The sequence below is a fragment of the Chroococcidiopsis sp. [FACHB-1243] genome (assembly GCF_014696895.1).
Classification (GTDB): Bacteria; Cyanobacteriota; Cyanobacteriia; order Cyanobacteriales; family Chroococcidiopsidaceae; genus Chroococcidiopsis.
This window is the reverse complement of record NZ_JACJQX010000086.1, coordinates 1-10,988: the sequence shown is the minus strand read 5'-3', so window position 1 is coordinate 10,988 and position 10,988 is coordinate 1. Positions and strand designations below refer to the sequence as shown.

General features: G+C 41.7%; 9 protein-coding genes and 1 pseudogene. 2 read left to right on the top strand and 8 right to left on the bottom strand.

The window, feature by feature from the left end:
• Window positions 1–102 precede the first annotated feature (102 nt).
• Window positions 103–2,451, bottom strand: a pseudogene (locus H6G17_RS30915) (hypothetical protein); the annotation flags it as partial.
• A gap of 30 nt (window positions 2,452–2,481) precedes the next feature.
• Between H6G17_RS30915 and H6G17_RS30910 the strand changes: the two are divergent.
• Window positions 2,482–3,057: a hypothetical protein gene (locus H6G17_RS30910; RefSeq protein ID WP_192162341.1), complete on the top strand. Its 576-nt coding sequence runs from the start codon at window positions 2,482–2,484 to the stop codon at window positions 3,055–3,057.
• A gap of 229 nt (window positions 3,058–3,286) precedes the next feature.
• Here the strand turns inward: H6G17_RS30910 and H6G17_RS30905 are convergent, their stop codons facing one another.
• The 7 genes from H6G17_RS30905 to H6G17_RS30875 form a co-directional block, all read right to left on the bottom strand.
• Window positions 3,287–4,852 carry a relaxase/mobilization nuclease domain-containing protein gene (locus H6G17_RS30905; RefSeq protein WP_347276493.1) on the bottom strand — a complete coding sequence of 522 codons (1,566 nt, stop codon included), beginning with the start codon at window positions 4,850–4,852 and terminating at the stop codon, window positions 3,287–3,289.
• A 181-nt stretch (window positions 4,853–5,033) separates the two neighbouring features.
• Complete coding sequence (locus tag H6G17_RS34420) at window positions 5,034–5,165, bottom strand: hypothetical protein (RefSeq protein WP_277876140.1); 132 nt, start codon at window positions 5,163–5,165, stop codon at window positions 5,034–5,036.
• A gap of 35 nt (window positions 5,166–5,200) precedes the next feature.
• Window positions 5,201–5,866: an ISL3 family transposase gene (locus H6G17_RS30900; RefSeq protein WP_192162339.1), complete on the bottom strand. Its 666-nt coding sequence runs from the start codon at window positions 5,864–5,866 to the stop codon at window positions 5,201–5,203.
• A 65-nt stretch (window positions 5,867–5,931) separates the two neighbouring features.
• Entirely contained in the window at window positions 5,932–6,465 is a 534-nt protein-coding gene (locus tag H6G17_RS30895) for a transposase family protein (RefSeq protein WP_192162337.1), read from the bottom strand.
• A 559-nt stretch (window positions 6,466–7,024) separates the two neighbouring features.
• Window positions 7,025–7,264, bottom strand: coding sequence for an MmgE/PrpD family protein (locus H6G17_RS30885; protein WP_192162334.1), 240 nt, complete (start codon window positions 7,262–7,264; stop codon window positions 7,025–7,027).
• A 249-nt stretch (window positions 7,265–7,513) separates the two neighbouring features.
• Window positions 7,514–7,897, bottom strand: coding sequence for a hypothetical protein (locus tag H6G17_RS30880; RefSeq protein WP_192162333.1), 384 nt, complete (start codon window positions 7,895–7,897; stop codon window positions 7,514–7,516).
• A 263-nt stretch (window positions 7,898–8,160) separates the two neighbouring features.
• On the bottom strand, window positions 8,161–8,814 hold the full coding sequence (locus H6G17_RS30875) for a TetR family transcriptional regulator (protein WP_192162332.1): 654 nt from the start codon (window positions 8,812–8,814) through the stop codon (window positions 8,161–8,163).
• 146 nt (window positions 8,815–8,960) lie between these two features.
• On the opposite strand from H6G17_RS30875, the gene H6G17_RS30870 reads away from it, so the two are divergent.
• Entirely contained in the window at window positions 8,961–10,355 is a 1,395-nt protein-coding gene (locus H6G17_RS30870) for an FAD-dependent monooxygenase (protein WP_192162331.1), read from the top strand.
• Window positions 10,356–10,988: the final 633 nt, after the last annotated feature.

The window sequence follows — 10,988 nt, the reverse complement described above, 5'->3', positions numbered from 1 at the left end:
GTTCATTGGATGGAGAAGATCGTGAAATGTTGACCGATTCTCTTTTCACAGAGAAGTATCAAAAATTATATGAAGATTTGTCTCAGGATTCAACATTTCTGCTCTATCTATGTATGCGTTTTTATTTTTCTTATCTCTGATATAGTTCACTTCTCGGTAAAGATAGCGACTATTTTCAGCGATCGCTTCCATGTCTGGTTTTTTGGCACTTTTGAATAAATCAACGGCAATTTGATTTTGGAATGCTGCTGCTTGGATCATTTTCCGATACATCTGGCTGTTAACGAAAAAAGCTTTTTGGATAATTTCATTCTTTCTATTCCTAACAGATGCAAGCTCTACAAATTCTTGCATATATTGAATGTAATCTTGTTTAGGTTGCCGCATTCGATCGTCAGGATTTGTTTCACGCTGCTTTTGTTCTGATTGAATCACAGTAGGAAGAAGCTTTTTATAGTGCTTGGCAACTGCGTCAAGATATGCTGATTTCTCTTCAGTAGTACTGTAATTTTTGAGGATAATAATCTCTGACTCTAGTGCTTCAATCGCGGTGAGATGATTGTTAATAACACCAACGCTAATTCCATCGCTCATATGGATAGCAATTTCTTCAAATTCTGGTTGCGCTCCATCTGCCGTGTAGAAAGATTGTTTTTTTAGTTTAGGAGTAGGAGCGTAGGCATTTTCTAGCTGGTTTCTATACTCCGCTTCTTCTGCAAGGTAGGGATAGCATTTAGCTAAGGTAAATCCGATGCAGTCGCCGTCGTAGTCGCGACCTTGCCGTTCTTGCTCTGATTCTAAAACGATTGATTCAATATTTAGACCTAGTTTATTTAACTTATCGATTTCTCTGTTAAAATTAATAGCAAATTTTATTTTTTCTGAAATGTCTAAAGCGTTAATATTGGTATTGAGATAAGTTTGAATCTCATCGCTGTTAAATGTAACATCTCGTTCTCTTATCTGGGCGACTGTATCTTTAACTTGCGCGAGAATGCGGTTGTAGATTTGAGTGAATGTTTCATCACTAACTGCGATCGCCCCCTCCAAAGGATTTCTGTCCGGTCCCAGTATATCTTCTACAACTTTGTTAGTGGAGACGCACAAGCCATTTGCATTGAGGAATGGCGAGCGAAAGTTAAGAACTTTTTCTTCTGGGTTATACCAAGGTATGCAGATTTCGCCATTCTTTAACTCTTTAGAAGGAATTACCATTGCTCGTTCAAATAGTAAACTCCTACCAGTGGCGATGTCCTTCCATTCATTTTGCACGAACCTAGCTAGCTCTTGTTGTACTTTTTCTGTTTCTATAATTTGGCAATGACTCATCAAATCGGTTTTGATGAGACTGTACATAATTAAATCTTCTCTAGGCTCGGTTTCTTCTAAATTCCCCTCATTGTCTATTTCGTATTTTTCTAACTGCTTGCTGTATTGTTCTATAAAATCCGGCAATTTATTCAATTTTATAGCTTGTTTAACCTCCTTCTCCAACTGAGTTTTCTGTTCTTGATTAAAGTCCTGACGTTTTTCATATTTTTCGCAGTATAAAGCTGCTAGTTTTCGCGGCTCGTCTTGGGCTTCTTTGAGTCTTTTGGCTTGAGCTTCTAATTCTTCAGCAAAATCTTTGATTCCGATGGGGAATGAGGCTAACATCTGCGAAATAGCGGTTTTTCCTCGTTGGGATTGTGATTTTTCGCCTAGCCAAATTTTTTGTTTATACAACCCAGGCTCTATTTGTGGTTTTAGAGGAGTACCAGGTCTGTCCTTGTCCGTTCCCTTGAAGGAGGATAGAGGTAAGATGAGATCGATTTTTGGCTTGTTGTTTAAGTCTTGAAAATCTAAATTGTCCAGATTATTAGGTCTGAGAGTGCCTTTGCCAAATCTAAACTGGGTGTCATCACCATCTTGAGATGTCCAGCCAAAGCGGTGTTGAATGACTCGGTAAGGTGCTTTCGTATCGATTTCTCTATCGGTGAGGCGGTTGTAGACATCGGTGGATATTTGTCCGTAGCAGTCACCTGTAAGCCTACGAGCTTGTTCTTCATCGATGATGGCGCCATTTCTACCTGTAACATCGTCAACAACCAGAATACTAAGTTCTTCAGCGATTGCATTTTCACAAGAGCCAAGGAAAATCGATCCGTAAGCACCCCTGTCTTTACGGTCGGGGCATAATCGATCTATTACTTCTAAACACTCTATAGGTCCGTAGAGTAATCTAGACTTAGATGAAAGGAGCAGTACGCGATCGTCTGGATGGTTTTTAAGTTCTGTGGCTGTTGAAGTTTCGTCTATATGACCGAACGAAAATTCAGTATTGGGAAAGAAATACTCTAATAATGTATTTTTTAATTCTTCATTTAGTAAAGATTCAGCATTGTTGAGATCGTTGTCGATGTGAATCCATTGATTTAGTTTAGTATTGAAATGCTTAGTAGTAATTGTCATAGTTGGACATTTCAACAAGGAGTTTTAATAATGGTGCAGTATTCACGTTTAAAACGTTTTTTAAATCAAAATAAAAGGGAATTAGACTGCGAAGGTAATCTTGAAGCAGAATATGCTGAAGGTATGCGTTATCGTGGATTGTCAGAAGCAGTTATTGCAGATAAGACTGCCAGACTGAAAGCCGAGTACGAAAGACTGAAGCAGCTTGACGAAACCGACCCCGAACAATGGATTGTTTACACTGCCTATGATGTTATCTTCACAGAAGAAGAGAAGCAGCAGTTTAACCTTGATGGTTCTTTGCGCCAGGAGTACCAGCAAGATATGCAACGGCGCGGTTACAGTGTAGATTGGCTGGAAGAGAAAGAGCGTTTGAAAAAAATTGAAGTCGAGAACTTCGAGCAATTGTCGGTGCAGTACGCCCAGGTAGGAATTAATTATCCAGAGCAACAGGCGATCGCTCGTGCTAGTAATTTTGCTCGACTTCAAAATCCAGCTCAAATGTACCGGCTTCGACAAGACATTCGTAATGCGGAAAAGATATCCGAACTTTCTATCGGTTTGGAAAGCGACGATTACGAACAACAGAGCTGGCAGCAGTTTTAACATTCCTTTAGCGATCGCTTTAAATGGGATCAAAGCGATCTTAAGAGAATTGTTATCTCTACTGGATCTAATAAAATTCTGATTTTATCTCAGATATCTGTTGATTCTCGATCGGGTGATGTAACACTAAAACTATAAATATGAATACAAAAGTGACTGACTGAATGTTAAGAATAAATAGCAAGCGGCTCCCAACCGGATTTATTAGCAGAATTTCTATAAAACTTCATTAATAACTGTAGTCAACATCTTTTTTCTTTGCCTTCAGTTGTTGTTGCAGTTGTTGAATTGCTGGAACAATTTTATCTAGTATTACTGTATCTTGCTGGGTCAATCGCGTCGCTTCTATTTCTTGCCATTGCCCATTGGTATATGCAGTTTTTAGAAGTTGTTCTCCATTGGAGTTGCGGGTCAAAGTGAGTATATTATTATCGAGCTGGGCTGAATATCTGTTACCGCTGAAGAAAGTCGTGTTAAGTGTCAGAAGGTATGCTGTCACTATAGTAGAGTAATGGGAGTATGACGGTATAGGGATGATATAAGGCGTGGGGTGGCAGGTGTCGCTGGAGCTACTACCTTCCACGATTGTTCGTATTGGTTCGACATCGGATTGGGCGATCGCATCTAGATGCGATACAGGAATCTCTGTTTCCTTCTTAGTTTTTGTTGTTTGTTGTCTCTCGTTGTCACTAAACTGAGTTTCATGCATCTGATGAGAAATTTCTGCTAAGCCTGCTTCTGCAATTTGCGCTGAGACGATAGGTACTGTGACTTGACTGGGGTTATCTTCAACAGCGTCATAACGAGCGCCTTTGATGTCATTGCCTCTGGCAATCTCAATCGAGTTGAGGGATATTGTCGCTCCCCCTGCTGCGACATTTTGCTTTTTGACATTGCTTCTTCTCCTCTTCTTACCCTCAGTGGCTGTTAATTGGGGATGTCGAGCTGCAACAATAGCTGGCATATCTTTAGATGGATCGAAGGATAAGCCGCGTTGGATTAACTTAGGAAAGGTGTAATTGCTGCCAATAGAATATCCAGCAATCTGCCAACCATCTTTGGAGTAGCTAAATCCCTCCATAAACCTGTCGCCAGAAAACTTAGGTAACACTGCAATACCGTGTTCCCGTTCTAGGCGTTGAATAAATTGACTGACAGTAGGCGAAGTTGCAACTAGATCGTCGATGATTTGAGCAAACTGTTGCGTTAGCGACTTCTGATTTGAGGTGTGGTGCTTCTGTCTGATGCTAGGTGCGCGGTGGGTAGTATAACCAGTTTCGATGCCATGTTGCTTTTTAACAGCTGCTGCTACTTGAGAGTTGCTACATGAAAGAATTTCCAGCCCATACTCTTGCTCCAGCTTGCGAATGGTAACTTGAGATTTCCACCAGTCCCAAGAATCGTTGACTGCCGTACCATCCATCCTCACCCTACTCGCGACTATATGAATATGGGCGTTGTTTGCGTCGTCGTGGCGAACGACGAGCCACTGACACTCATGAGTTCCTTCTCCCACAAACCCCATTGCTTGTAGGTAACGCTTGCTAATTTCTGCATATTGCTTGTCTTCTAGGCGTTCGCGGTATCCGTCTCTATCTGGCAGTGAGAGAATGATGTGGCTACAGGTGCGCTGTACGTTTGGATTGAGGTCGCAAGTGACTTTCAATTGGGCTGCTAGCAGTGCTGGTGTTGTCCCCATCATGTTAGTAGCAATAGTGACAGGATTTTTCCGTTCGTTCAGAACGTATGCCAACGTTCCCCAGAAGCTAGCGTGCTTGTAGTTCTTGCCTATCACTACAATTATGAGTTTTGTTGAATTAGAGTTGCATTTTATACAATACTATTTTTGCTAGCAGAGTGGAGAAAAAAACCAGGAAAATTTTCTGGTTTGAGGATTAGTACGAGTCATGAGAAAGCATAGGATACTTAGACAAACGCAGGTGGTTGGAAACGTGCTTTGTTTTGATATACGTGGACTAACTGTTGCAGGCGATCGATATCTTGCGATCGCAGAATTGGATAGTGATCGCAACTGTGAGCGATGGCTGCCAGCTCTTGCGTTCACTGCTTGTAGGTAGAGCTACCGATAATGCCTTCAGCTGCCTCATTATCGGCTCTCACGTTAGTACGGTGATAACTTTTTCTAATCTGAAAAGCAAGCTAGTAGTCGTTCACGGAAATTGTGGAAATTTACAAAACCGTAAGCTTGCCGTTTAATCAGTTTAATCCGATTGTTAATTCCCTCAATTGCTCCATTTGTTGTCCGATGACGAAAATAATTGGAAATCCCATCTAAATGAGTCCGAATCGTTGTAACTACTTCAGTGTAGACAGCTCGTGCTTCATACAACCACTGCTGAAGGAGCGCCTTGCCTTCCTCAACCATCAACGGTTTCTCGTAAATTGTACGGAATTTCTCTTTCCAGTAATACGCTTGTCTCAACCGCTTGGAACGGTGCAGAATTGCTTCTAATTTTTGGGTTTCCTCTTGGGTTAAATCCAAGCCATTCTTCCACAAAAGAAACTTGCTTCTCCGGTCAAATATACCTACCTGTTTGCGAATCTTATTTAATTCTTCATTCACTGCTTTCATCACATGAAAACGGTCAATTACAATGACGGCATTTGGAAATACTGCTTGCACAACTTTGGGGAACCCTCCCCACATATCCACACTCACCTCCTCAACTTGCTCGCGTACCTGTAATGGTTGCTGAATCGGGGTTTCAATGATATCTTCCTGTCGATGACTGTCGATGACTTCTATTATTAAGGCGGCAGGGAAAGAGACGGCAAGCCTTCTGGTCAAATTGAGGTTTAGTAATGTCTTGTCGCGTCATCTATAAAAGGCTTGCCGTCTCTTTTATTGCCAGGTTAATAATTTCCCAGCTTCAATGTCTCCGACAACTGTAACGAAGTTTTGATGCCCTTTGCGCTTGCTGATCTCATCGATTCCAATCCGCTTAACTCCTGACCATCCATTGTTTTTTTCTGAGTAAACTTGTGCTTGAAAATTCCCTCAACTCGCTCGAACGTGAGGCGCTCTGCGCGACTGACTTGCTCAATACTCGACTGTTTTACTTGCTGATAAATATATTCTTCATATCGTTGAGTATACTGTCGTCCTTCATTCATGAAGGGTAGAGATTCCGTAAAATAACGTTGACAATTAGCACAATAAAACTGACGACGAGGAACTTTTAAGTATGTGGTTTGACCAAATACAGATAAATCTCGAATTAAAATCGGACGATTCTGATGAAGTTCTTCACTGATTTTTTGGCAATGAGGACAACTGGCTGCTTCAGTTAAAAAACGCAACTTCAGATATACTTCATTTGGTTGTTGAGTGCAGCTTTCAACTGTTACATTCGGTAGATTTAGCAATGTGTCAAGATGCAAGTCCATTGAAATACATCCTTCTGAAAGTAACCTACTATACACTTGCCACCTTGATTCCGGAAGAACCCATTATCTAACTTGTATTTCACTGTCTACATAATTAGGAATTCAAATTTAGCAATAATTGTTTGTCGATTAGAGTTGAGCGGATAACTGCGATTTTGACTTTTAATCAGTCAAATTGAGCTATTTTATTGAGGATATTTGATTAAATACCTTATGAAAAAAGTGAATTATTTAGGATTTGACGAAACACTTCTCCTCGGAAGTTAGTCTGTCTATATTGAATTTTCAGTTGTTCTAGCATTATTTTACTGCTTGTTTGAGTATTCAATGATTTGTCCTATTCCTTGACCATTACACAATACAAAATTTATAGGTAGATGTATGGTAAGGTGGAAGCCACTGAATTCTAAATTGCAATCGGGGCAATTTTGGTAAAACCACTGTTTTGCCTCTTCTTCTGTACTGAAAGTTTGCTGGGCAACTTTTTCTGGGGATAAGTGCCAAGCGTTATTGGAATCTAGGCTACAAATGTATTTTGGCACGAGCGAACTCTCAATGACTAATACTTAATATTTGCATGGCATTTTGATTTTTCTACTTCGCTCACAATCTGAATTTTTCTATCTTGCAGCCGATATTCAAAGCAGCATCCATCAGGTAGTTCTATAATAGTCGTACCATTTCTTTCGTAGAATACTGAGCGATCGCTAGCCTTGTGTTTGGCAATTTCTTTTTGTACGCCTGCTTGCGCTAAGCGTTCCAGTTTTTTGCCCCATTCGGAAAATTTACTATTGTTCATAGTTTTATCTATTTTGCTAGTCGAGAAGCAGCAAAGTTTTTATGCTGCAAGCAGAGCTTTATTAGTTGGTTGTTCTATTTTGACAAATTGTAATCGAACTGAGAAGCGTGCTGTAAGGCTTTCAAGCATCAATACACTTTTTTTAGGGAAAGCTGTTGGCTAGTATACTGTTAAGTGTATGTACATATATGACTGATTGCGAGAGAGATTCTTGAATTTATCAAATCGGGAAAATTTCCTTCAAACTCGTTATGCCACGTCTTCTCTATTCTTGCTAGCAGTTTCTATATTATTCCGCATCTTCCCTAACCCATAAGCTTCCATTCCAGCTGCTTGAATGTGGTTTTCAATAGCTTCTAGCAGAGGCATAATTTCTGCAATTGGCACTGTACGATCGCGATATAGCTTACAAGTATTGCGAATGGCGAATATGAGTTCCCTGGCTTTGCCCAAATTCTGGTAGACAAGAATTTGATTGATAGTGGGGGGAGTAGGGAGTTCCCTACGTAAGGCAGATCTTTCTATATATTCGGCAACGGTAGTATTAGACTTCTTTGTTTTCTTTTTTACTTCGGTGTAGTCATCATCACTGAACCTTACTGTGACTCTATTGCTTTTTTTCTGCTTTCCCATTTTTGTTATAGAGTTATTTTTTATACACAACTATTTTAGTTATAGCATCTTTAAACATAACTAGCGCAATAGCAGCAGTAGGAAAAGGCAGATAATACCTAGGTAGAGTAGCGATCGATAGCTGTAGCAAGTGTCGTTTGACGGCAAGTGTTTTTAAAAACATTGATTGCAAAAATTACATTACTCTTACTGATAATCGAGATTTTAGTGCATACATTGTTGTTAAACTGCGTCGGTTGCAAGTGGTAGTAGTTTGAGAATTATCAGTGGGTGTTTGAGTTTTTCACCCCATTCAATACTAAGTCGATTGCAGCTTGTATGTACTGCTCGATCGTCTCTGCACTCAACAAATCTCGCTCTGGAGTTAGATGCTTGAGATTTTCATGAGCATTGCCATAAAACACGCAAATTCCAATTATATTGAGCGTGGTCATGTAGGAATCCAGCGGACGGAAAACGCCAGCTTTTATTCCTTGTTCTAAAAGTCCTGTTAGTAAGTCGATCGCTTGCCGCCAGTTTGTCTGCGTGAAATATTTTCCCTGATTCTGACTAGCTTCTTGAAACAGCAGCATTCCACGATGACGATGGTTGACTTCATATGCGATCGCGGCTCGAACCACTGCTACTAAAGCTCGATCGGGAGATAAGGTTTCAAAATCAATTTGGGCGATCGCATCTTGAATCTCAATTGCCGGACGCTGGAGAACCGTTTGATACAGCCCTTCCTTGCTCTGGAAGTAGTAATAAATCATGCGCGAGGCAACGCCAGCAGCTTTGGCAATTTCATCTGTCCTTGCGCCTTTGAGTCCATGCTTGGCAAATTCGATCTCAGCCGCATCTAAAATTAGCTGCTTGGTTTTCTCTGCGTCTCGAACAGCGCGATTTGAATCCGTTCTTTGAGTCGATTTACCTGCCACGGCAGAATCTCAACAGAATTTTTCAGCTTCCATCATAGCCGTCCCTAGCAATGAACTAAAAAGTTAATTCACAGTTGACAGTCAGTTTCTCCTACTTATTAGATAATTATGAATGAAATTTTTAATTCATAAAGACTGGAGGCGATATGGTTCGAGGTTCTTCTGTGGGTTGTCATGCCATCGTTATCGGCGGTAGCATGGCAGGATTGCTCACGGCGCGAGTTCTGGCGGATTATTTTGAGCAAGTGACGATTTTGGAGCGCGATCGCTTTCCCACAGAAGTTCCTGCCCCTAGAAAAGGCGTGCCTCAGTGTACGCAGCTTCACATCTTACTCACCCGTGGTCGGCAAATTATGGAAGAGCTTTTCCCAGGGCTAGAGGCAGAACTGATTGAGGCAGGTGCAGTCGTTTTGGATATGGGGGCAGATGTGGAATGGTTGAATCCATTTGGTTGGGCAGCTCGCTTTCCGTCTGGATTTAGGGCATTATCTTTTAGTCGATATATCCTAGATTGGCTGATTCATCGTCGCTTATCCCAGTTCCACAATATTCAAGCGATCGAGTCTAGCTATGTCACGGGGTTGCTCGCAAATGCGGATAAAACTGCTGTAACGGGTGTTGTGATGCGTCGTCGCCAGCATTCCGAGCAGGTGCAGCAAGAAGAACTTTCTGCCGATCTGGTAGTTGATACGAGTGGCTACAGTTCTCAAGCACCCAAATGGTTAAAAGCGATCGGTTACGATCCCCCTGAAGAGACGATCGTCACGACTTCAATGGGCTATGCCAGTCGCCTTTATGAAATTCCGACTGATTTTCAGGAAGACTGGAAAGGCGTTTACATTCAAGCGGCTCCACCAGAACGGACTTCGATGGGCGTGCTTTATCCCATCGAGAATAACTGTTGGATTGTTGGAGTCTGTGCGACGGCTCCCAATCGTCCTTCTACGAATGAAGCTGAGTTTTTAGAAGCTTTGCGAGATTTGCCGAGTCCTCATATTTACAATGCGGTCAAAAACGCGAAACCTGCAACAGCAATCGAGATTTATTACCCGCCAGGAAATCGATTGCGTCACTACGAACGCCTCAACCGACAGCCACAAGGATTTATTGCATTAGGGGATTCTGTTTGCTCGTTCACACCAATTTACGGGCAGGGAATAACAGTAGCGGCATTAGGAGCTATTTTGTTGCAACAGTGTTTGCAACGATTCGAGCTGGCAGAACTACCGACCCAGTTTCAAAAAAAGCTTGCCAAGGTAAATGCAACGCCTTGGATTGCAGCTACCAGCCAAGATGCGAAATACCCCAGCGTCAAAGGATTGACTCAGCCACCGAGTTTGCCAGAAAAAGCGATCGGCTGGTACATGGATCGACTAATTCAGCTAACAACAAAGGAACCTCTAGTGACCTTGGTGTTGTTTAATGTGTTTCACATGGTTCAGTCGTCTGGTGCATTATTTCAGCCATCGATTCTATTTCGAGTCATTCAACAACAGTTGACACGCTCATCTTCCAAAAATACCGCACACAGTATACGTTAGTGCCAGCAGTATAACAATGTGATGGAAAAGCGATATCTTCACTAATAGACAGCCGATGCTGTCACAAAACTCAGGGTATTGATGAAGGCAGTGCAATCGAAAATATTAGCACGCGATCGTAGTGTATCAACAGTGTGAAAGTAAAATAGTACGATGCTCAGAAATAGTTGAAGTGCGATCGCTTCTATACTGCAATATAATACATAAATAATACAAAACCTGCACTCATTACTGAGAATAGCCGAAGAGAAGCGAGATGCTCTAGACATAGCTGGCGCTCAGCCGCGATCGGCTGTGATGGTAGCGAGGCACTCTGGGGCGATGCCTGCGCTAAAAGCAGGTTTAATATGGTGTAAAACCCAGGACAGAAGAGACTTTGAAACCATTAACTAGGAAAGATGCTGCCTCTTTTTCCAGCCATCAAGGGTAGTGAAGAATAGTGGGCAGATTGGGAGAAGCTTGGGAGAAGCTTGGGAGGAGATTGGGAGCAAATTAGGGGCAAAACAAATCTGGAGGATAATTGGGGCAGTTGGGGGCAAAAGTGGGTGCGATTGGGAGCAGATTGAGAGCAAAAGTGGGTGCGATTGGGGGTAGATCTGGGGGAAATACGGATGATAAGTCCCTTAAGAAGAA

What these genes read in the sequence shown, in the direction of transcription:
- H6G17_RS30895 (WP_192162337.1), bottom strand. Translation starts at nt 6,465, where the DNA reads ATGGACTTGCATCTTGACACATTGCTAAATCTACCGAATGTAACAGTT.
- H6G17_RS34420 (WP_277876140.1), bottom strand. Translation starts at nt 5,165, where the DNA reads ATGAGGCAGCTGAAGGCATTATCGGTAGCTCTACCTACAAGCAGTGAA.
- H6G17_RS30885 (WP_192162334.1), bottom strand. Translation starts at nt 7,264, where the DNA reads ATGAACAATAGTAAATTTTCCGAATGGGGCAAAAAACTGGAACGCTTA.
- H6G17_RS30870 (WP_192162331.1), top strand. Translation starts at nt 8,961, where the DNA reads ATGGTTCGAGGTTCTTCTGTGGGTTGTCATGCCATCGTTATCGGCGGT.
- H6G17_RS30880 (WP_192162333.1), bottom strand. Translation starts at nt 7,897, where the DNA reads ATGGGAAAGCAGAAAAAAAGCAATAGAGTCACAGTAAGGTTCAGTGAT.
- H6G17_RS30910 (WP_192162341.1), top strand. Translation starts at nt 2,482, where the DNA reads ATGGTGCAGTATTCACGTTTAAAACGTTTTTTAAATCAAAATAAAAGG.